The organism is Aestuariirhabdus haliotis (assembly GCF_023509475.1).
Taxonomy (GTDB): domain Bacteria; phylum Pseudomonadota; class Gammaproteobacteria; order Pseudomonadales; family Aestuariirhabdaceae; genus Aestuariirhabdus; species Aestuariirhabdus haliotis.
Genome location: NZ_JAKSDZ010000012.1, coordinates 16244 through 35360 on the forward strand (window position 1 = coordinate 16244; position 19117 = coordinate 35360).

General features: G+C 52.1%; 24 protein-coding genes. 19 read left to right on the plus strand and 5 right to left on the minus strand.

The annotated features are described in order from the left end of the window. Positions 1-40 precede the first annotated feature (40 nt). Positions 41-364 (minus strand): DUF3135 domain-containing protein, encoded by a 324-nt coding sequence (locus MIB40_RS09515; protein WP_249693399.1) that lies wholly within the window; start codon positions 362-364, stop codon positions 41-43. A 239-nt stretch (positions 365-603) separates the two neighbouring features. Between MIB40_RS09515 and MIB40_RS09520 the strand changes: the two genes are divergently transcribed. From MIB40_RS09520 to ccmI, 5 genes are all read left to right on the plus strand, one after another. Further along, positions 604-1221, plus strand: a complete 618-nt coding sequence (locus MIB40_RS09520; RefSeq protein WP_249693401.1) for an NUDIX hydrolase — start codon at positions 604-606, stop codon at positions 1219-1221. A 120-nt stretch (positions 1222-1341) separates the two neighbouring features. After that, on the plus strand, positions 1342-1890 hold the full coding sequence (locus tag MIB40_RS09525) for a gamma carbonic anhydrase family protein (RefSeq protein ID WP_249693403.1): 549 nt from the start codon (positions 1342-1344) through the stop codon (positions 1888-1890). Beyond that, the gene (locus MIB40_RS09530; RefSeq protein ID WP_249693406.1) at positions 1887-2081 is read left to right on the plus strand and encodes a DUF1289 domain-containing protein; all 195 of its coding nucleotides are present in this window, start codon (positions 1887-1889) and stop codon (positions 2079-2081) included. Before MIB40_RS09525 ends, MIB40_RS09530 begins: the two co-directional genes overlap by 4 nt. Next, positions 2071-2859, plus strand: coding sequence for an SGNH/GDSL hydrolase family protein (locus MIB40_RS09535; RefSeq protein WP_249693407.1), 789 nt, complete (start codon positions 2071-2073; stop codon positions 2857-2859). Before MIB40_RS09530 ends, MIB40_RS09535 begins: the two co-directional genes overlap by 11 nt. An 82-nt stretch (positions 2860-2941) precedes the next feature. Next, positions 2942-4216 (plus strand): c-type cytochrome biogenesis protein CcmI, encoded by a 1275-nt coding sequence (ccmI, locus tag MIB40_RS09540; protein ID WP_249693409.1) that lies wholly within the window; start codon positions 2942-2944, stop codon positions 4214-4216. 143 nt (positions 4217-4359) lie between these two features. Here the strand turns inward: ccmI and MIB40_RS09545 are convergent, their stop codons facing one another. Next, the gene (locus MIB40_RS09545) at positions 4360-4647 is read right to left on the minus strand and encodes a c-type cytochrome (protein WP_249693411.1); all 288 of its coding nucleotides are present in this window, start codon (positions 4645-4647) and stop codon (positions 4360-4362) included. A 358-nt stretch (positions 4648-5005) separates the two neighbouring features. Here MIB40_RS09545 and MIB40_RS09550 point away from each other — a divergent pair, with 358 nt between their 5' ends. Then, positions 5006-6127: a GGDEF domain-containing protein gene (locus MIB40_RS09550; RefSeq protein WP_249693412.1), complete on the plus strand. Its 1122-nt coding sequence runs from the start codon at positions 5006-5008 to the stop codon at positions 6125-6127. A 45-nt stretch (positions 6128-6172) separates the two neighbouring features. Here the strand turns inward: MIB40_RS09550 and MIB40_RS09555 are convergent, their stop codons facing one another. Both MIB40_RS09555 and MIB40_RS09560 read right to left on the minus strand, forming a co-directional pair. After that, a complete protein-coding gene (locus MIB40_RS09555; protein WP_249693414.1) occupies positions 6173-7441 on the minus strand; it encodes an HlyC/CorC family transporter in 1269 nt (422 codons plus the stop codon). Positions 7442-7495: 54 nt separating this feature from the next. Further along, a complete protein-coding gene (locus MIB40_RS09560; protein ID WP_249693417.1) occupies positions 7496-8293 on the minus strand; it encodes a cytochrome C assembly family protein in 798 nt (265 codons plus the stop codon). Positions 8294-8554: 261 nt separating this feature from the next. On the opposite strand from MIB40_RS09560, the gene ffh reads away from it, so the two are divergent. The 11 genes from ffh (at position 8555) to MIB40_RS09615 (ending at position 16847) form a co-directional block, all read left to right on the plus strand. Beyond that, a complete protein-coding gene (gene ffh, locus MIB40_RS09565; RefSeq protein ID WP_249693419.1) occupies positions 8555-9976 on the plus strand; it encodes a signal recognition particle protein in 1422 nt (473 codons plus the stop codon). 167 nt (positions 9977-10143) lie between these two features. Continuing rightward, the gene (gene rpsP, locus MIB40_RS09570; RefSeq protein ID WP_249693421.1) at positions 10144-10389 is read left to right on the plus strand and encodes a 30S ribosomal protein S16; all 246 of its coding nucleotides are present in this window, start codon (positions 10144-10146) and stop codon (positions 10387-10389) included. Positions 10390-10415: 26 nt separating this feature from the next. Then, a complete protein-coding gene (gene rimM, locus MIB40_RS09575) occupies positions 10416-10973 on the plus strand; it encodes a ribosome maturation factor RimM (protein ID WP_249693423.1) in 558 nt (185 codons plus the stop codon). 2 nt (positions 10974-10975) lie between these two features. Next, entirely contained in the window at positions 10976-11725 is a 750-nt protein-coding gene (trmD, locus tag MIB40_RS09580; RefSeq protein WP_249693425.1) for a tRNA (guanosine(37)-N1)-methyltransferase TrmD, read from the plus strand. Positions 11726-11785: 60 nt separating this feature from the next. Further along, positions 11786-12139 (plus strand): 50S ribosomal protein L19, encoded by a 354-nt coding sequence (gene rplS, locus MIB40_RS09585; RefSeq protein ID WP_249693427.1) that lies wholly within the window; start codon positions 11786-11788, stop codon positions 12137-12139. A 165-nt stretch (positions 12140-12304) separates the two neighbouring features. After that, complete coding sequence (locus MIB40_RS09590; RefSeq protein ID WP_249693429.1) at positions 12305-12574, plus strand: phosphopantetheine-binding protein; 270 nt, start codon at positions 12305-12307, stop codon at positions 12572-12574. 44 nt (positions 12575-12618) lie between these two features. After that, positions 12619-13977, plus strand: coding sequence for an AMP-binding protein (locus tag MIB40_RS09595; RefSeq protein WP_249693432.1), 1359 nt, complete (start codon positions 12619-12621; stop codon positions 13975-13977). Further along, entirely contained in the window at positions 13964-14311 is a 348-nt protein-coding gene (locus MIB40_RS09600) for a hypothetical protein (protein WP_249693436.1), read from the plus strand. Before MIB40_RS09595 ends, MIB40_RS09600 begins: the two co-directional genes overlap by 14 nt. A 36-nt stretch (positions 14312-14347) precedes the next feature. Then, the gene (locus MIB40_RS09605; RefSeq protein WP_249693438.1) at positions 14348-15529 is read left to right on the plus strand and encodes a beta-ketoacyl-[acyl-carrier-protein] synthase family protein; all 1182 of its coding nucleotides are present in this window, start codon (positions 14348-14350) and stop codon (positions 15527-15529) included. After that, the gene (locus tag MIB40_RS09610) at positions 15526-16365 is read left to right on the plus strand and encodes a beta-ketoacyl synthase chain length factor (protein ID WP_249693440.1); all 840 of its coding nucleotides are present in this window, start codon (positions 15526-15528) and stop codon (positions 16363-16365) included. Before MIB40_RS09605 ends, MIB40_RS09610 begins: the two co-directional genes overlap by 4 nt. Then, positions 16356-16847, plus strand: a complete 492-nt coding sequence (locus MIB40_RS09615; protein WP_249693442.1) for a hotdog family protein — start codon at positions 16356-16358, stop codon at positions 16845-16847. The genes MIB40_RS09610 and MIB40_RS09615 overlap by 10 nt, the downstream gene beginning before the upstream one ends. A 38-nt stretch (positions 16848-16885) precedes the next feature. Here MIB40_RS09615 and MIB40_RS09620 read toward each other — a convergent pair whose 3' ends face one another. Then, entirely contained in the window at positions 16886-17176 is a 291-nt protein-coding gene (locus tag MIB40_RS09620; RefSeq protein WP_249693444.1) for a hypothetical protein, read from the minus strand. A 119-nt stretch (positions 17177-17295) separates the two neighbouring features. Between MIB40_RS09620 and xerD the strand changes: the two genes are divergently transcribed. Together xerD and MIB40_RS09630 are read left to right on the plus strand one after the other, a co-directional pair. Further along, entirely contained in the window at positions 17296-18213 is a 918-nt protein-coding gene (gene xerD, locus MIB40_RS09625; RefSeq protein WP_249693446.1) for a site-specific tyrosine recombinase XerD, read from the plus strand. A 106-nt stretch (positions 18214-18319) separates the two neighbouring features. Further along, positions 18320-19063 carry a thioredoxin fold domain-containing protein gene (locus MIB40_RS09630; protein ID WP_249693448.1) on the plus strand — a complete coding sequence of 248 codons (744 nt, stop codon included), beginning with the start codon at positions 18320-18322 and terminating at the stop codon, positions 19061-19063. Positions 19064-19117: the final 54 nt, after the last annotated feature.

The following is a 19117-nucleotide window of genomic DNA, read 5'->3' on the forward strand; positions in this document are numbered from 1 at the left end:
GGTCCAGTATAGGGGGCTGGGATAGGAAATGTAACGGCTTTTACGGGGCGCCGGGTGGTGAGGTTTGTAAGGGGTAGATAACGGCTTTTTGTCGTGGTCCCGATGCCGGGTGGCTAATCGCCTGTTTTAATGATTCCAGAGCCTCAAACATCATGCTCGACAGGGTGATACAACGACTGACGGGGTTGGTGCTGTGTCGTGTTTGCATCTCGGCCTGGAATTGTATGCCACGAAGCCGGGGTTGCAGGTGTTGCGGAGCCTCTTGGATGAATTCCTGTATCAACTGACTTTTGAGCTGCTCAAAGCGTTCCGGGTCGTCTTCGGCCAGATGATGGAGTTCATCGAATGATGGTAGGGTTTGCATGTGCCATCCCCCTGTTATGGCGGTGGTAGTAACGATGGTAAAACCCGGATCGCGGTATGTATACGGCTCTGTTTGATCGTTTTGTTATTAGTTAATCCAATTACCACCCGTCCAAGTGCATAAAGCGTTAAGGCTTGTGGTTCACGTCATTGCAGTCTGGTGGCCATCTGGCAATAATGGTTGACAGCTAAATTAGATCCCGAGGGAGGGGTCAGGTGCTGGGTTGCCAGCCTTAAGTCATGATTAATCAACTCAAAAGCCGTTTACGACAACACCAGCCCCGTCAGTTGATTGGTGCCTCGGAGGCACGCGATTTGCCCGAGGCCGGGGTGCTGATTCCGTTGCGCGAGCGTGCAGGAGAAGTTGAGCTGGTGCTGACCCTGAGATCTGAACAACTTTCGACTCACAGTGGCGAAGTGGCTTTTCCTGGTGGCAAAAGGGATCTGGAAGATCGGGATCTGTGGCATACCGCGCTGAGGGAAAGCCATGAGGAGATCGGCCTGGATCCCTCTACGGTAACTCGACTGGCAGAGATGGGCCCTCTGGTTTCCCGCTTTGGTATCAAGGTCACGCCTTTTGTTGGCATTATTCCAGCCGATGCACAGCTGGAGGCGAATCTGGATGAACTGGACTGTATTTTTTCGGTACCTTTATCGTTCTTTCTGGAGGATAAACGGCTTCGTACCGATTCCATCCGCTTCCAGCAAAAAACCTATTATGTTCCCGCGTATGAGTACGATGGCTACCAAATTTGGGGGCTGACAGCGGTGATGCTGGTCGAGTTGCTTAATGTTGCGCTCGATGCGGGTATTCCCCTGCATGCCCCACAGTTCAGCACTGAAAACCTGAATCGCTAGCCTTCAGGTATCGATTGTCTATGTCCGCCAGTTTATTAATGCTGAGTCATCCTGAAGCGGTTAGGCATCGAATAACCCCTTTCCTCCACTTATCCAGAATCTGTAATCAGGAGAATACCTATGATCTACCAATTGGGAGATCGGCAGTTAGAAACTGCTACCCAGGATTTTTACATCGCCGAGAGCGCCTCTGTGATTGGCTCGGTTCGCCTGGAGGCGAATGCCAGTGTGTGGTTTAACGCGGTGATTCGTGGTGATAATGAGCTGATCACCATCGGTGAAAACAGCAATGTCCAGGACGGTTCGGTATTGCATACTGATCCTGGCTTTCCCTTGACTCTGGGGGCGAATGTCACCGTTGGTCACAAGGTGATGTTGCATGGTTGCGATGTCGGTGATGGGTCCTTGATTGGAATCAATGCTGTGGTTTTGAATGGGGCTAAGATTGGCCGTAACTGTATTATTGGTGCCAATGCCCTGGTTCCGGAAGGCAAGGAGATCCCGGATGGTTCTGTTGTGATGGGATCGCCAGGCAAGGTGGTTAAGCAGCTGAGCGAGAGTCAGCAATTGATGCTGGCAGCGGGTGCCCAGCATTACGTGGCCAACAGCAAGCGTTATCGACAAGAGCTTCGTCCCGATCCCCGCTTTATACAAGGGCAATCGGAATGACGACTCGGCCAGTGGCATCCCCCTGTGTCAGTATTTGTGCGCTGGATGAGGATGATATCTGTGTGGGCTGTTATCGCTCTGATCAGGAGATTATGCAGTGGCGGGAGATGGACGATGACCAGCGCCGGCAGGTTATCGATGCAGCTAATCAACGAGCAGCGTCTATGGGACGGGGGTTAGGTGAGCGTTAAGTGGTATCGGCTGGGTTGGTATATAGGCTTGTTGCTGTCTCCCGTGTTGATTCTGCAAGGGCTGTGGATACGCCACCGTACGGAACGCCTGCCCGACGCCGAGGGCGCCCCTGAAGGCTGTGAAGGTGAATCAGAGCATCCGGTGTTGCGTCTACATCTACTGGGTGAGTCACCCGTTGCCGGCGTCGGCGTGGAATCCCGGCGACAGGGGTTGGCTTGCCAGACGGCCAGGGCCCTGATTGGCGAGCTGGATGCGCAGGTGCACTGGTCTGAGATGGGGGAAACGGGCAGCAACGCCCGGCAGTGGGCTCAGCGAGTTGCTGGCGATAAGGTTCTGCATGCGTGCAAGTTTGACGCGGTGGTAGTGGTCTTGGGGGTCAACGACACCAAGGGGCTGGTTTCTCTTCGTCGATGGCGTTTACAGCTTGAAGCTCTGATCGAAAATCTTGAGCTGAATGCCGATATTGTGGTTTTTTCGGCGGTGCCGGAAATGGGTCGGTTTACGGCCTTGGCGCCTCCGTTGAAGTGGTGGTTGGGTTGTCGTGCACGAATGCTGGATGATGAACTGATGCGAGTGGTTGAGCACCAAAACAATCAGATCGCCGGGATGCATATCAGCCGGCTCAATCCGGGGCTGGAATTAACGCCAGAGATGCTGGCCAGGGATGGTTTTCATCCTTCACAAGAGGGGTATTCCCATTGGGGGGGAGCACTGGCTAAACATATCGCTTCGCTGATGGTACAACCCAGGGAAGGTCTTCGACAGCACGCCCGATAGGGGCGCGCATCGGTTAACGTTATCGGATAGAATCCTGCACAGCTTGTCAGGGTTTTTCTCAATTAGGGTGGACTAGAGATCAATGGTTGTCTTTTGGTTAGTTACAGTTGTGATGGTTGTGGTGGCGTTGTCGTTTGTGCTGGTGCCTTTGTTGCGGTCTAAAAAAACCGAAACCGGCGCGCTGGATGAAGCAGCGGTTAACGTGACGGTCTATCGAGAGCGCCTTGCTGAGCTCGAAGCCGAGCATGCCGAAGGTAAAATTGATCAGGCCGAATTTGCTAAGTTGCAGTTGGAGCAGCAGCGTGCTCTGCTCGAAGATGCTTCTATGGCAAGCGAGAAAAAAGCCCTTTACGAAGGCAAGCGATGGCTATTGCCTGCCGTGTTGCTGGTACTGCTTCCAATCAGCAGCTACGGGCTCTATTTCCAGTTGGGGGCCAGCGCCCTGTTGACGGCGCAACCGGCCAATGAAGCTGACAACCCTCATGCTGCCGGAGGCATGGTTGAGATGCTGGCCAGCTTGAAGGAGGAGCTTAAGGCGAACCCTGATAACTCCCAAGGCTGGTTTACCCTGGGCCGTATCTATCTCTCCATTGGGCGATATGAGGAAGCGGTAACAGCGTTTGACAGGGTCACCGAGATCCTGGGTCAGGAGCATGCAGAAATTTTGTCCCAGAAAGCCCAGGCACTCTATTTTGGCGCTGGCAATCAAATGACACCAGAAGTTCAGTCGATCATCGATCGAGCGCTGGCTGACGACCCAAATGACCCTCAGCTGAATGGGCTTTTAGGGATGGTTGCCTTTGATCAGGGGCGCTTTGCTCAATCGATTACCTATTGGGAAACCATGCTAGCCAATGCCCGTGAAGGTATGAGTGAGGAAGGTATTCGTCAGGCGATTGAAGTGGCCAGGCAACAACTGGCACAAAGCGGTGGTGAAATGCCTTCACCCGCTGCTGCGGTTTCCAGCCAGCCTCAAACGTCATCGGACGCTGGGTTGTTGGGTGGCAAGCCCGTCAAGGTGTTGGTGGAGCTGGATACGGCTTTGGTCTCAGAGGTCTCTGCCGGGGAAACGGTATTTGTTGCGCTTAAGCGAGCGGGTGGACCGCCGATGCCCATAGCGGCTGTCAAATTCAGCGCTAGGGAGTTGCCTGCCCTGATTACTCTGGATGATAGCAATCTGTTGGGACAGGCCCCGGATATTGCGGCGGATGTTCCTCTGGTGTTAGTGGCAACCCTGTCCAAGTCAGGCACGGCAGGGGCCAAATCGGGTGATTCCAGAGGGATGTCTGCGCCCATGACACTTGGTGATATGGGGGAGAAGGTTATCCCGGTTAATATCGGTACCCTGATCCCTTGACCCCACGAGGCAATGCTGCTCAGTAACCGCAGTTGAGCTATCGGATGGGGGACTCTGACGATAATTCATAAAAAAAGGCCACCAATGAAGGTGGCCTTTTTGACACTGTAATCTATGACTACAGTATGCTTGCTATAGCGTGATTACTTACTCATGTACTCAATCGCAGCCTTATAGTCGTCATCGGAGCAATCGGCACACATAGCACCGGCAGGCATCGCATTTTTACCGTTCTTGACGCTGGCTAGCAAAGCGTCCATACCCAATGCAAGGCGGGGCTCCCAGGCGGCGGCGTCGTTTGCTTTAGGTGCACCGGCTACTCCAGCGGCGTGGCATACTTTGCAGGCTTTTTCGTATACGGCTTTGCCATCAGCAGCAAATACAGAGGCGGATAGCAGCAGAGCTGCAGCACTAGCAATTACTTTTTTCATCAGTTCTACCTTCTTGGTTTTAGTTTTGGCCATAAAGAACGTTGGCAGCTTACTATAGCAGCTAAAGGCTGTGGCTACCCCATCAAGCTTTTTTAGTTCACCATCGTTTGATTAGCATCAATATTGGACCATAGTCGATTATTTTTCTAGTTCAGAAGGGTGACATACTCCCCAAGAAGCGGTTTTAAAGCGGGCTCATATAAGGTTGCCGAGCCAATGACTGGGATGTGTTTTTGTTCAAGAGACTGATTAAAAGAGCGAAAAAGAAAGCCAGAAATAGCTGGCTAACGTATAAACGGTTGGCTATGAAGGGTCTTAACCAATTTCATCAAGTAAATACAGGCAGGAGTCCCCGGACATGTTGTCACGCCTTATGAGTATATTGAATGTAAGGTTTCATATCGCTGATCTGGTGAGAGCCAGTCACCATTCTGATGATTTTAAATGTACGCGTGCTGGCTATATAGCGCGACGTTTGAAACTGTTCAGCTATGCCTTTGCGGGTCTTTGCGCGCTTTGGATACCGTTCGATCTTGTCGCTTTATCAGAGCCCCATGTCTTTCCAATCGTGGCCTCTCGCATTGGCCTGGTTGTGTTCTTGCTGGGTATTGGCAGTTTTAGTACTAAATGGGAAGCCCCGTATGGGATTCACTTTTTGTTAGCTTCGTTTGTGTTGCTGCTGTGTGGCTTTTATCTGTTTTCGAGGGCGGTGCTGGGCGCGGATTCTGCCGGGGTGGTGGCCAGCTACTCGCTGTTGCCCTTTGTTTATATTGCGGCATTGGCCATTTTTCCCCTGACCCTTTTGGAGGGGGTGCTATGTTGTTCTGTGGTGGTGGCCTGCCTTTTTCTGGATCTTTGGGCGTCGGATTCCCTGCTTAGTTCGGGGGCGCTTCTTAGTTTTTGGTTGATCTCCACACTGGTGATGATCACTCTATGGGCGCAAATGGGGTACTTGCACCTGCTAATGCAGTTTTATCGTCAGGCGGCAATGGATTCGCTGACAGGCTTGAGTAACCGCTATGGCCTTATCAGTAGCATGAAGTCCGCTTTATCCCAGGCTGAGTCCGGGCAGGATTTTGCGATTCTCATGTTCGATATCGATGGTTGTAAGCGTATCAATCGCACCTACGGACAATATATCGGAGATAAGGTGCTGAGGTGTTTTGGGGGAATGATGAAAGCTCATCTCCGTGGTGCTGATATTGTAGGGCGATATGCCGGAGACAAGTTTGTAGCCTTGTTGAGAAATGCTAACAAAGAGCAGGCACATAAGTTGGCTGAGCGCTTGCGGTTGGCTTGCGAAAGAGATCCGGTTTATACCCATACGGGCGAATCGGTAGGTTTTACTGTCAATGTCGGCGTTGTAATGGGTGGTCAAGGTGCGGATGTTGAGCAGTTGCTGGAAGCTCTGGATGAGTTGCTTTACTCATCCAAGAATGAAGGCAGCAATCGAGTGGTGTTGCTAGCAGAAGACGGTTGATAGTCTTTTCTGATAACGCTGCCGGCTTTTTCTACTGGACCTTGATCAGCGATGGCTGGGATCAAAATGGTTCAGGTTGGCTGTTTTGATCATGTTGTCTTTAATAAGAACTGTTTCGATACGGTATTCGCCAATGCTTAAGCAAATATTGGTTTCCGGAATGGATTCGAGTCGCTCGACAATCAAGCCGTTGAGTGTTTTTGGCCCATCTACTGGTAACTCCCAGTTCAACGTTTTGTTGATTTCACGGATGGTGGCTGTGCCGTCAATATGAAAACTGCCGTCGCTTCTGGGAGTAATGTCCTGGTTGATGTCGGCTACATCTGTGGTGAATTCTCCGACGATCTCTTCAAGAATATCATCCAGAGTGATCATGCCCTGTACGTCACCGTATTCGTCTACCACGAAACCCAGTCGTTGCTTCTCTTTCTGGAAGTTGAACATTTGAGTGTGCAGTGGTGTGTTTTCGGGTACGAAATAGGGGTCTTTTGCTTCCTGCAGCAGGGCGGCCTTGCTTTGTTCTTCCCGGATTAGAAAGCGGGAGAAATTACGCATGTGCAGCAAACCAATCAGGTTGTTAATGTCACCTTTAAAAATGGGCATGCGGGTATGTTGGCTGGCTCGCAGTTGCTCGACGATTACCGCCAGGTCGTCCTCGATATCGATGCCATTAATTTCGTTGCGGGGAATCATAATGTGATCCACCGACACCTTTTCCAGATCGAGAATATTGAGCAGCATGCCCTGGCGCTTGCGGGGCAGCTTCTGTTTCGATTCATGCACTACGGTACGCAGCTCGTCTGCATTCAGGTGATGCTCGGTGGTTGCTTCGGGATTAACCCCCAGCACTCGCAGCAGGCCGTTGGTGATAATGTTTACCAGCCAGACCGCCGGGTAGAGTAGCCACAATAAAGGGGTTAACAGAATGCTGGCGGGAAAAGCGATGCGTTCAGGGTGCAATGCGGCCAGGGTCTTGGGAGTCACCTCAGCAAAAATCAGGATCACCAGGGTGAGTGCGCCGGTGGCGATGGCGATACCTGCGTCTCCCCAGAGCCGAACAGCAATTACCGTAGCTATCACGGAGGCGAAAATATTAACAAAATTGTTGCCGATCAGAATGATACCGATCAGGCGATCAGGGCGTTCGAGCAACCGACTGGCACGTTGTGCGCCAGAGTGTCCCTTTTGGGCAAGGTGTTTCAGTCGATAGCGATTAAGTGCCATCATTCCGGTTTCAGAACTGGAGAAGAAGGCGGAGCTGAGTATTAATAGGCCCAGGGTGGCAAATAGGTAGCCCAGGGGAATGTCGTTCAAACGGGGAATTCTCTTTCTGTGTCTTGGACAGGCAGTGTAGTGAAAAAAGGCAACTTATTGAAGCAGTAGATCGAGAACGAATTTACTACCGAAATAAGACAGCATCAGCAGGGCAAAACCTGCCAGGGTCCAGCGAGCTGCTGTAAGCCCCCGCCAACCCCGTTGATGGCGCCCCCACAGCAATACGGCATACACAACCCAGGCCACAAGGGAGAGTAATGTCTTATGGGTCAGTTGCTGGGCAAACATGTTGTCGATGTAGATGATCCCGGTAACTAGCGAGAGCGTTAGCAATATCATGCCAACCCATATGAATTCGAACAGCAGGATATCCATGGTTTGCAGAGGTGGGAAGATACGGCCAAGACCACGAGGGTGTTTGGTTTTAATCCTGTGTTCCTGGTAGGCCAATAGCAGCGCCTGAACCGTCGCAATGGTCAACAAGCTGTAGGCTGTAATGGACAGCAATATATGGATGATGGTTGGTGCCTGAGTATTGTTAAGAATCGCTTCAGGTGTTGCTCCCGTTGCAGCCAGCATGACACAGAGGGCAGCAACGGGAATTAACCCGGCGAATAAGCTCTCAACAGGTTTTTTGAGGCTGCTCAGCAAAACAACCAGAACGATGGCCCATGAGACCAGGGAGCCAACATTAAAGAAGCTAAGGTTGATGCCGGCCGGGGTGTGAAGGGTGAAATAGATGCTAAAAGTTTGTGCAGTCGCACCACCCAAAGCCAGCAGTTGCAACAGGGACTTGTTTACCGGGCGAGCCCGTAACAGCGCGGGAACCTGATATACGGTGGCCGCCAGGTAAAGAGTAATAGCGATGATACTGGGGATTATGATGTTCATGGGTGCCCGATGCCTTTTTCAGGTCCGCAAGTGTGGCACAACAGTGGCGGAGGTTGAAGTCGCCAGCAGCAAAAGCAGGCATTGTTCCGGTGTTATTCAGTATTAAAAAGGGCAGAGCTATTATCTGCTGGCGCCAGGATCCTTGTTTTATCGTATGTGTCCGGCCAGATTTTGGTCTCACTGCAGGCTTCGGGTATAATGGCCCGTTATTTTTACCTGTCCACCCTCCCAACGGCCTCGAGGCCGCAACAAGGTAGATCGATGTTTGAGAATCTAACAGACCGCCTTTCCCATACGCTGAAAAATGTAACCGGCAAGGCCAAGCTGACCGAAGACAATATTAAGGAAACGTTGCGCGAAGTGCGTATGGCGCTGCTGGAAGCCGATGTTGCGCTACCGGTAGTCAAAGCCTTCGTCGATCGTATTCGTGAGCGGGCAGTTGGACAGGAAGTTCAGAAGAGCCTGAGCCCGGGTCAGATGTTCGTCAAGATCGTTCAGAGCGAACTGGAAGCGGTCATGGGCGACGCTAATGAAGAGCTTGATCTTGCTGCGCGTCCGCCGGCGGTCATCTTGATGGCGGGTCTTCAGGGTGCGGGTAAGACAACCTCGGTGGCTAAGTTGTCCAAGTGGTTGACCGAGCGTAAAAAGAAGTCCGTGCTGGTGGTTAGTGCCGACGTTTATCGTCCCGCGGCGATCAAGCAGTTGGAAACTCTGGCCAATGAAGTGGGTGTGCATTTCTTCCCTAGCGATGCCAAGCAAAAGCCGTTGGCTATAGCTCAGGGCGCGATTACTGAAGCCCGTAACAAGCATTACGATGTGGTGATTGTTGATACTGCGGGTCGCCTTCATGTCGATGAAGATATGATGGGCGAGATTCGTGAGCTTCATGCGGAAATCACTCCAGTGGAAACCCTGTTCGTGGTCGACGCGATGACCGGCCAGGATGCGGCTAATACCGCCAAAGCGTTCAATGATGCGCTGCCCCTGACAGGCGTAATTTTAACCAAGGCCGATGGTGATGCGCGCGGTGGTGCCGCGCTCTCTGTACGTCATATTACGGGTAAGCCGATTAAATTCCTGGGCATGGGTGAAAAAACCGATGCCCTCGAGCCTTTCCATCCGGACCGGGTGGCTTCGCGTATCCTCGGTATGGGAGACATGCTTTCCCTGATCGAAGAGGCGGAACAAAAGCTCGATAAGAAAAAAGCGGAAACTCTGGCCCGTAAGTTGAAGAAAGGCAAAGGCTTTGACCTGGAAGACTTTCGTGATCAACTGCAGCAAATGAAACAGATGGGTGGCATGGCGTCCATGCTCGATAAAATGCCCGGCATGGGTAATATGGCGGCGATGGCGCAGCAAAAAATGGCCGATGAGAAGCCTTTCGTGCAGATGGAGGCCATTATTAATTCTATGACTCCCCAGGAGCGTCGTTTTCCGGATGTTATCAATGGCTCCAGGAAAAAGCGTATTGCGGCCGGTTCCGGTACTCAAATCCAGGATATTAACCGTCTCATCAAGCAGCATAAGCAGATGCAGAAAATGATGAAAAAGGTTTCCCGTAAGGGCGGTATGGCCAATATGATGCGTGGTCTGGGTGGTATGAAAGGTGGTCCTGGCGGTATGGGTGGCATGGGTGGACCTGGTGGAATGATGCCTCCAGGAGGCCGCTTCCCCGGCATGTAAAGGCCCGTCCAGCCAGCTTGCAGTAGATTTTTCCCGTTTAGGGGGTAAAAAGGGTTTGCATTGCCGGGCTCATCCCGTAAAATGTGCGCCCTTTCAGGGCTCCGGTCCGTGTGTTGTTAGTCGAAGAGGTATGGTGCCTCTTGTTCAACTTTAGGAAATACTGATTCATGGTAACTATTCGTTTGTCGCGTGGCGGCTCCAAAAAGCGTCCGTTCTACCACTTGACCGTGGCTGATTCCCGTACTTCTCGCGATGGTAAGTTCATTGAGCGTGTAGGTTTCTTTAATCCTGTTGCCCGTGGCCAGGAAGAGACTTTGCGTGTTGATCAGGAGCGTGTTGATTTTTGGATTGCCAAGGGTGCAACTCCTTCTGAGCGCGTTGCCAAGCTGTTGAAAGACGCAGCTGCTGCCTAATTTAAGCTCAGGCAGAGTTCGGTATCGTGGCAACCGCCCAAAATAAAGAGCAAATCGTTCTCGGGCGTATTACCACGGTTTATGGGGTAAAAGGCTGGCTTAAGGTACATTCTTATACCGAGCCGATGGATAACATCCTGAATTACTCTCAGTGGACTCTGAATCAGCAAGGCCGCAAACAGACAGTTGAAATCGATCAGGGCCGCCATCATGGCAAGGGCCTGGTTGTGCGCCTCAAGGGGTGTGATGACCGGGAAGTAGCGCGAACCTTTACGGGCAGCGAGATCCTGGTAGAAAGATCGCAACTACCTACACTGGACAATGGTGAATACTATTGGCATCAGTTGCAGGGGTTGGAAGTAATAACCGATCACGTGGTCGAAGGCGGTAGAGCCGAACCCGCGTTGTTAGGGAAAGTTGCTCAGTTGATGGAAACCGGTGCCAACGATGTTTTAGTGGTCCGGGCTTGTAAGGGCAGTATTGATAAGCGGGAACGCTTGATACCTTACTTGCAAGATCAGGTGATCAATGAAGTAAATCTCGAAGAGGGATTTGTACGGGTCGATTGGGATCCGGAGTTTTAGTTGTGTGGTTTGGGGTTGTTTCACTCTTCCCGGAAATGTTCAAAGCCGTAACGGAGCAGGGCATAACAGGAAGGGCGGTGAAGCAGGGCCTGGTTGAGGTAGATCTCTGGAATCCAAGAGACTTTACCTGCGACCGGCACCAAACGGTGGATGATCGCCCATATGGCGGTGGTCCCGGCATGTTGATGAAAGTTCAACCTCTGCGTGACGCTATCCATGCGGCCAAAGCGGCTGCTGGAACTGAGGCTAGAGTGATCTATCTCTCGCCGCAAGGTCGTAAGCTCGACCAGGCGGGTGTGATGGAGCTGGCCAGTCATAAACGACTGGTGCTGGTCGCAGGGCGATATGAAGGCATTGATGAGCGGGTTGTCGAAACCGAAATCGATGAGGAGTGGTCCATTGGTGACTTTGTCCTCAGCGGCGGTGAGTTGGCAGCCATGACCTTGATCGATGCGGTCTCACGCTTTGTTCCGGGAACCCTCGGCCATGAGGACTCCGCCCAGGAAGACTCGTTTTCAACGGGTTTGCTCGACTGCCCACACTATACTCGTCCCCCTGAGATTGAAGGTAAAAAGGTTCCTGATGTGTTGCTTAGTGGCAATCATCAGTTGATCCGGCGCTGGCGATTAAAACAATCGCTCACTCGTACCTGGTTGCGACGTCCGGATCTGCTGCAAGGCCTTGAGTTGGATGCCGAGCAGCAACAGTTGTTGGATGAGGTTATTCGTGATCATCGTGATGCAGAGTCTTAGTTGCTCATTATCGCGAACTGGTCAGGGTGGGATTAATTGCTTTTAAAGATGGAGTAAACCATGAGCAAGAACAAGATCATTGCTGCGATCGAAGCGGAGCAAATGTCTAAAGAAATACCTGTATTTGGCCCCGGTGATACCGTAGTCGTACAGGTTAAAGTAAAAGAAGGTACCCGCGAGCGTCTGCAGGCATTCGAAGGTTTTGTTATTGGTAAGCGTAACCGCGGCCTGAACTCGGCTTTCACCGTTCGTAAAATGTCCAACGGTGTTGGCGTTGAGCGTACCTTCCAGACCTACAGCCCGCTGGTTGATAGCATTACCGTCAAGCGTCGCGGTGATGTTCGTCAGGCCAAGCTGTACTACATGCGTGAGCGTACCGGTAAGAAGGCTCGGATCAAAGAGAAGTTGGGTTGATTCGGCATCCCTAACCGGCGATGTTAAGAAGGCAGCCTATAGGCTGCCTTTTTTAATGGCTTTCAGATCGTTTTATTCTATGCGTCGTAGGCGCGGGATTTTTGCTTTTAATCAGTTATACTCCCGCGCCTGTTAACCCCTGTTTAAAGAAGAGTAGTAACCCCTATGTCACAGTTTCAAGGTATTGAGAAAGAGATGGCCGAGCTGATGATCGAGGTGCTCAATCTTGAAGATGTCGAGCTCGATGAAATAAACCCTGAAGAGCCATTGTTTGGTGATGAAGGTTTGGCGCTTGACTCGATTGACGCACTCGAAATTGCTCTGGCGGTATCGCAAAATTATGGTATTCAGCTGAAATCTGACGATCCCGATAATGCTCGTATCTTCGCCTCCTTACGAGCGCTCTGCGCCCACGTTGAGCAGCATCGCACTTAACGGCCGGTTGACCCAGTGCAGAATAACGTCCCGGTTTGTCATCGATGAAGCCGTTCTTTCAGGCTTATGATAACCAGCAGCCGGTTATTGTCGGGACTTCGGTATTTGCGCGTTCGTTAGCTATCGGTGATTTGTTAACGCAGGCCCAATGCCTGTCTGATCGGTTCCCTGAAAGAACATCGATCGTTAATTTATGCAGTCACAAGTCGAGCTTTTTGGTCACCTGGATGGCCGCGGTGCTGAGCCGAACTTCTATGCTGTTGCCGCAAAATGAAACGCCAGAAGTGCTTGCGGCCCTGTGCGATGAGAATCCTGATCTTTGCTTTGTTTGGGATAAAACGCCATTGGTAGATGTTTCCGGCTGCTCCCGGATACAGCTTGACCCCATCACCCAGTTATCAAATCAACCGCCTGGCCAGAATACGGCGTTGCCCAGTATCGATCCAGACTATTGGCGACAGCCTGATACGGTGGTGTTGTTCACTTCGGGTTCTACAGGGGCTCCCCGTCCGCAGTGTAAATCACTGCAACAGCTATTTATGCGAGCCAAGCAAACCGCCGAAGCGGTTGTGAGTGAAGGGATTAAACGCGTCGTCACAACGGTCCCCCTACAGCATATGTATGGGCTGGAAAACGGATTGTTACTGCCCCTGGTTGCTGGGCTCGCATTGCAGGAATCCAAACCCTTTTATCCCGCTGATATTGCCGCTGAGGTTTCTTCGGATAGCCTGTTGGTCAGCACGCCAATGCACCTTCAATATTGTCTGGATAGTGATTTGGATTTTCCTCCTGCTGGTTGCCTTTTAAGTGCTACCGCAGCTCTTGAACCTGAGCCGGCAAAAATGCTGGAGCAACGCTTCGATTGCCCCTTGATCGAAATCTACGGTAGCACCGAGAGTGGCGTTATCGCGACCCGGCGTACTGCCGTTGATATCTGTTGGACGCCTTTGCCAGGTTTGCGTATTGAGGTTAATCAGGAAAGCGCGGCGCTCATACATGCTGATGAGCAAACCGGGTTGTCTGATCGGTTTGAGGTCTATACTGATGGCCGTTTCAGGCTGCTTGGCCGGGATCAGGACCTTGTTAAAATCGCCGGTAAGCGTCACTCCTTTTCGGCCCTTGATTATCTGTTGAAGGATATTGAAGGGGTCGATGATGGGGTCTTTTTTATTCCGGATACTCAGAAAGCGCGGCTATGTGCTCTGGTGGTTTCCCGTTTGGATGTGAAGACCATACAGGCTGCCCTGCGGCGTAAACTCGACCCGGTTTTTATACCCAGGCCACTCTTAAAGGTTGCTCGTTTGCCGCGTAACAGTCTTGGCAAGTTGCCTCGTGATGCACTCTTGCAGGCATTCGCTCAGGCACGCCAGCAAGCGGAAGATCCCGGCAATGAGTCCTCATAATATGGCATCGGAAGCCCAGGTTTGCTTCAATTTTCAGGTTTCCAGCGACCACCCTAGTCTGGCAGGTCACTTTCCAGGAAATCCGATCGTTCCCGGGGTCGTTATTTTGTCCCGGATAATCGAAGGGTACTTGGCTACTTTTGCGGCTCGTCCTTGCTTGCAGGGAATCCCCCGGGTGAAATTCCTGCAACCTTTATTGCCCGATTGCGACCTGGCGGTGACCTGTACTGTCCGTGGCAATAAGGTGCAGTTTGAAGGAGTAATTGCGGATGAGCCTTGTGTTCGAGGCGTGATACAGTTTCTGCTCGGTACTTTCACTGGGGAAAGTGCCTGATTATACTGGCGGCCCCTTTTCGAGCGCTTGAGTCCTATGCATCCGATACAGATCACTGCTTATACCGCCAGCAACGCGGCCGGGGTCGGTATAAATTCAATATTAGCGTCGTTGAAAGCGGAAAAAAGCGGTCTTGCGCCTAACGATTTTAACCCGCTAGCCACTTACATTGGTCGTGTACGGGAACTCGATACTTACCAGCTTGAGGCTCAATACCAGGATCTTGATTGTCGTAATAACCGGCTCGCCGATCTTTGTCTGCGGCAGGACGGCTTTGCGTCCAGAGTAGCCGCCTTGCGTGAACGTTGTGGGTCAACCCGCATAGGGCTTTTTCTTGGTACCAGTACATCAGGCATTTTTGATTTGGAGCAGGCCTACCATCATTCTGATGCAGGTGTTCAGTTAGATTTCGATGTTTCCTATATGGGCACGGTAAGTAACTACTCACTGGTTGAGTTTGTCGCAAGGTGCTTGGGGCTTGATGGTCCTCAGTTTTGCGTGTCTACCGCCTGTTCTTCGAGTGCCAAGGTGTTTGTTATGGCACAACGAATGATTGAAGCGGGTTTGATCGATGGCGCTGTAGTGGGAGGGGTCGATAGTCTTTGTAACAGCACGCTATACGGTTTTAACTCTTTGGCATTACTTTCCGAACAGCTGTGCCGGCCTAGTGGACAGGGACGGGATGGAATTAATATCGGGGAAGGTGGCGGCTTTATGCTACTTGAACGCAATAACGCCGAAGATGCCGATGCCCTGTGTTTGTTGGGGACAGGGGAGAGTAGCGATGCTCACCATATTTCCAGTCCCCACCCACAGGGTGATGGGGCGGTCGTTTGCATGACCCAAGCTATTGCTCGTGCGGGTTTGCAAGCGAGTGATGTCGATTACGTTAACCTTCACGGTACCGCGACGCCGGTTAATGATGCGGTGGAAGCTCTCGCCGTCAGCCGGGTCTTTGAGTGCGTGCCTGCCTGTAGCTCGACCAAAGGGTGGACGGGGCATACACTGGGAGCGGCTGGTATCACGGAAGCGGTGATTTGTGCCCTGACGATCGAACATGAGCTGCTGCCTGGCACTTTGAATCGAGGGGTGGTTGATGCAGAGTTACCGATTAGCCTTCTGCATAAAACCCGGTCTGGCAGTCCACAGAGGGCATTGACCAACTCCTTCGGTTTCGGTGGCAATAATTGCAGTTTGCTGATCGGGAGAGCGCTATGAGCATAACGCTTTATGTGGATGGTGTTGGTGTCTGGGCTCCTGGCATGGAAACCTGGGAGCAAGCTAAAGATCGGTTTCAGCAACCGTGCGAGGCATCGTTGGTGCCAGCGACGGCTCCCCGTCCAGCGTTGCTATCGTCGCGGGAGCAGCGAAGGGCCAGTCCAACCGTTCGCCTGGCTCTTGAGGTGGCATTACAGGCTGTTAACGGTGCAGAGCAGGATCCAGCAAGGCTCCCTTCGATCTTTGCCACGGCCAATGGCGATAGCGATATTCTGAATTACATTTGTCAGACCTTGGCGCGCCAGCCGGAAGCGGTGTCTCCCACCAAATTTCACAACTCGGTGCATAATGCCGCCGGCGGATATTGGAGTATTGGTACAGGGTGTCGCCAACCTCTCAATTGCCTTTCGTCGGGCCGATACTCCGTCAGCGCTGGGTTACTGGAAGCTGCTATGCAGCTTGGCAGTGGCGAACCCAAAGTGTTGCTGTGCGCTTATGATGTGCCGACCCCTGAACCCTTGAGTCTTGTTATGCCGGTAGAGCATTTCTTTGCCTGTGGACTGGTACTGAGCGCCGAGCAGGGCGCGGCCTCAATCGCCAGCCTGAAGATTGACACGTTGGCTGGACAGCAAGATGCTGATGAGCTTGAGGATGCTCAATTGCAGAGGTTACGAGAAGATAATCCCGCCGCCGAAATTTTGCCTCTGCTGCTCGGCCTGGCTTCGGTCGATAGTAAAAAAGCAGCGAATGGCAACGTCGAGGAAACAGGCGACAAAGTCAGGCTGGCTTTGAGTTCGGTGTTGCAGCTCAGGGTTGCTATAAGCTCATGCCGTTAATAGCAGAGGGACAATCGCTGAGCCTCGAGCAGTTATCGGGTTTGCTGCCGCATCAGGGTGATATGTGTCTATTGGCTTCGGTTGAAAGTTGGGATCAGAAAAATATCCATTGCCGGGTTATTTCCCATCGATCCGGGCAAAATCCCTTGCGTCATTGCGGTCGTCTGGATGCCCATACGGCGGTTGAATATGCTGGCCAGGCCATGGCAGTTCATGGCTCGTTGTTGCAACTTGTGGCTAACAGTGAATCCACAGATCATTTTACTCCCCCCGCCGGCTATCTGGTGGGGGTTAATCACTTTGTCGCCCACTGCCAGGACTTGTCGAAGGTTGAAGAGGATATTGACCTTTATTGCGAACAGCTGATCGCCGACAGCAATGGTCAGGTGTATCAGTTTGAAATGCGTGCACAGGACGTGATTAAGGCATCCGGGCGGGTAACGGTGATGCTTGATTCCGGGCAAGCGAGCCCTTTGACCTAAGCGATTTTTTGATAGGAGATGATTTACTCTGGTGAGGTTTAGCCCTGACTGGCTTGCCTTATGTAGTAACGCGCACGATCGGTCTTATCAATGCAGCTGGAATATTTTTCGAACTGCTGTTGCACCTTGGCGGCACCCAATAAGGTGGTAGCTTTGCCCCAAGCCACAGTGCCATCGAAGCCTTTGCTCCGGGCAAAATCCAGCTCCTGATAAGCCACCTCCAGACCGGTGGCACATTGCGCCGACAGTCCTTGATGACCATGGCCCGCACAGCCGCTGATCAGCAGGCTCAGTAAAAACGTGATAGAAAGGGGGCGAATAGACTGCATGCAGCGAACTCTCCATATCTGCATTAGGGAAAAAGGGTACGGGATAGCCGTGCATGACAAGGCTATAGCGGTGTACTCTAGAGCAGCCCTGACAGATTCGAAAGTGAAAATTCCTTGTCATGACTACCACATCACAGCTCGCTGAACACACTGATCCCTGGATTGATCTGTATCTTGATAACGCCTGGATGGAAAAGGGCTTGAGTGAAAACTCCCTCAGTTCTTACCGGCGAGATCTTAATGCCTTCGCTGTCTGGGCTATGGAGCGGGGAGTGGGTGATCTGTTGAGCGTTGAGCGGGCGCATTTGCTCGAGTATCTCGGTCATCGGCTGTCCAAGGGGTATAAAGCACGTTCCACGGCCCGACTGTTATCTTGTTTGCGCGGTTTTTATCAATATATGTTGCGCGAAAAGCACATCTCCCAGGATCCTACCCTGAATGTTGAGCTGCCCAAGCTGGGTCGGTCATTGCCCAAAACCATTACCGAAGAGGATGTTGAGGCGTTGCTCGATGCGCCCGATACGGCAACGGTGATCGGGTTACGGGATCGGGCCATGCTGGAATTGATTTATGCCTGTGGTTTGCGGGTTTCGGAATTGGTGGGGCTTGAGCTATCGATGGTGAACCAGCGCGCTGGAGTGGTTCGCATCCTGGGTAAGGGTGGCAAGGAGCGCTTGGTGCCTATGGGAGAGGAAGCGTTGGACTGGTTGCTACGTTACCTCGCTGAGGCTCGGCCAGAATTGATTGCCAGCGGTCAGGGCTCGGTTTTGTTTCCCAGCTTGCGCGGTGGTTTTATGACCCGGCAAACCTTTTGGCATCGACTTAAACGCTACGCTATTGAGGGTGGCATCAATAAACCTCTGTCCCCTCATACGCTTCGCCACGCCTTTGCGACCCACTTACTCAATCATGGTGCCGATTTACGGGTGGTCCAGCTTTTGCTCGGGCACAGCGATCTATCCACTACCCAAATCTATACCCATGTAGCTCAGCACCGGTTGCAGCAGCTGCATGCCAGTCACCACCCCAGGGGGTGAAGCTCTATTTTTTTCAATCTGTTAGAATAGTTTGCCCGTGTCGGCGGTCTATACAGCAGGTTGTGTTGCAATAGGGTCGGTTCGACCACAGAGTCAGAGGAAATGTATGCGTCAATTGAAATTGTTAGTCACTGGACTGCTGGTGGCTTTGTTCAGCCTTCAGCTGAGCGCCGATCAAGCAGCGGATGACAAGGCGGCCGAGACGATCAGGTCCGCCTTTCAGCAACTGGACAGTACCGTTGAAATTACCGAGGTGATGCCCACCCCGATCAAGGATCTCTACCTGGTGGTTATAGGTTCGTCTAACCTGGTGTATGTTACCGCCGACGGCAAACATGTACTTCAGGGCGATCTTCTCAATATCGGTCATCAGCCCGTGGTAAACCTTACCGAGATGGTGCGTAGTCAGATCAATGCCAAGCTGCTGGCCGGGTTTCCCCAGGACAAAATGATCGTGTTTCCGGCCGAAGGGCCAGCCAAAGCATCAATCACAGTGTTTACCGATGTCGACTGTGGCTACTGCCGAAAGCTGCACGCCGAAGTTCCTGAGTTAAATGCGCTGGGTATCGAAGTTCGTTATATGGCGTTCCCCAGAGGCGGCAAGCGGGCGCCGGCCTATGACATTATGCAGAACGTCTGGTGTGCCGATGACCAGCGACAGGCGATGACCGATGCCAAACGTGGCAAATCAATCGCCTCGAAGAGCTGCGATAACCCGGTCCAGGAAGAGTTTGAGTTGGGCATGCAGTTGGGCGTGCGTGGCACTCCGGCCCTGTTTCTGGACGATGGCACGATGATCCCTGGGTATCGTCCGGCCGAAGATCTGGCTCGAGATCTGGGCATTCTTTAAGACTGCCCGGAATTAGTCTGGAAAGAGCCCTTTGTCGTGTTCGTTTGAGCTTTT

Excerpts from the sequence above, each read along its gene's own strand:
- MIB40_RS09515 (WP_249693399.1), bottom strand. The coding sequence starts at position 364 with ATGCAAACCCTACCATCATTCGATGAACTCCATCATCTGGCCGAAGAC.
- MIB40_RS09520 (WP_249693401.1), top strand. The coding sequence starts at position 604 with ATGATTAATCAACTCAAAAGCCGTTTACGACAACACCAGCCCCGTCAG.
- MIB40_RS09525 (WP_249693403.1), top strand. The coding sequence starts at position 1,342 with ATGATCTACCAATTGGGAGATCGGCAGTTAGAAACTGCTACCCAGGAT.
- MIB40_RS09530 (WP_249693406.1), top strand. The coding sequence starts at position 1,887 with ATGACGACTCGGCCAGTGGCATCCCCCTGTGTCAGTATTTGTGCGCTG.
- ccmI (WP_249693409.1), top strand. The coding sequence starts at position 2,942 with ATGGTTGTCTTTTGGTTAGTTACAGTTGTGATGGTTGTGGTGGCGTTG.
- MIB40_RS09545 (WP_249693411.1), bottom strand. The coding sequence starts at position 4,647 with ATGAAAAAAGTAATTGCTAGTGCTGCAGCTCTGCTGCTATCCGCCTCT.
- MIB40_RS09550 (WP_249693412.1), top strand. The coding sequence starts at position 5,006 with ATGTTGTCACGCCTTATGAGTATATTGAATGTAAGGTTTCATATCGCT.
- MIB40_RS09560 (WP_249693417.1), bottom strand. The coding sequence starts at position 8,293 with ATGAACATCATAATCCCCAGTATCATCGCTATTACTCTTTACCTGGCG.
- ffh (WP_249693419.1), top strand. The coding sequence starts at position 8,555 with ATGTTTGAGAATCTAACAGACCGCCTTTCCCATACGCTGAAAAATGTA.
- rpsP (WP_249693421.1), top strand. The coding sequence starts at position 10,144 with ATGGTAACTATTCGTTTGTCGCGTGGCGGCTCCAAAAAGCGTCCGTTC.
- rplS (WP_249693427.1), top strand. The coding sequence starts at position 11,786 with ATGAGCAAGAACAAGATCATTGCTGCGATCGAAGCGGAGCAAATGTCT.
- MIB40_RS09590 (WP_249693429.1), top strand. The coding sequence starts at position 12,305 with ATGTCACAGTTTCAAGGTATTGAGAAAGAGATGGCCGAGCTGATGATC.
- MIB40_RS09595 (WP_249693432.1), top strand. The coding sequence starts at position 12,619 with ATGAAGCCGTTCTTTCAGGCTTATGATAACCAGCAGCCGGTTATTGTC.
- MIB40_RS09600 (WP_249693436.1), top strand. The coding sequence starts at position 13,964 with ATGAGTCCTCATAATATGGCATCGGAAGCCCAGGTTTGCTTCAATTTT.
- MIB40_RS09605 (WP_249693438.1), top strand. The coding sequence starts at position 14,348 with ATGCATCCGATACAGATCACTGCTTATACCGCCAGCAACGCGGCCGGG.
- MIB40_RS09610 (WP_249693440.1), top strand. The coding sequence starts at position 15,526 with ATGAGCATAACGCTTTATGTGGATGGTGTTGGTGTCTGGGCTCCTGGC.
- MIB40_RS09615 (WP_249693442.1), top strand. The coding sequence starts at position 16,356 with ATGCCGTTAATAGCAGAGGGACAATCGCTGAGCCTCGAGCAGTTATCG.
- MIB40_RS09620 (WP_249693444.1), bottom strand. The coding sequence starts at position 17,176 with ATGCAGTCTATTCGCCCCCTTTCTATCACGTTTTTACTGAGCCTGCTG.
- xerD (WP_249693446.1), top strand. The coding sequence starts at position 17,296 with ATGACTACCACATCACAGCTCGCTGAACACACTGATCCCTGGATTGAT.
- MIB40_RS09630 (WP_249693448.1), top strand. The coding sequence starts at position 18,320 with ATGCGTCAATTGAAATTGTTAGTCACTGGACTGCTGGTGGCTTTGTTC.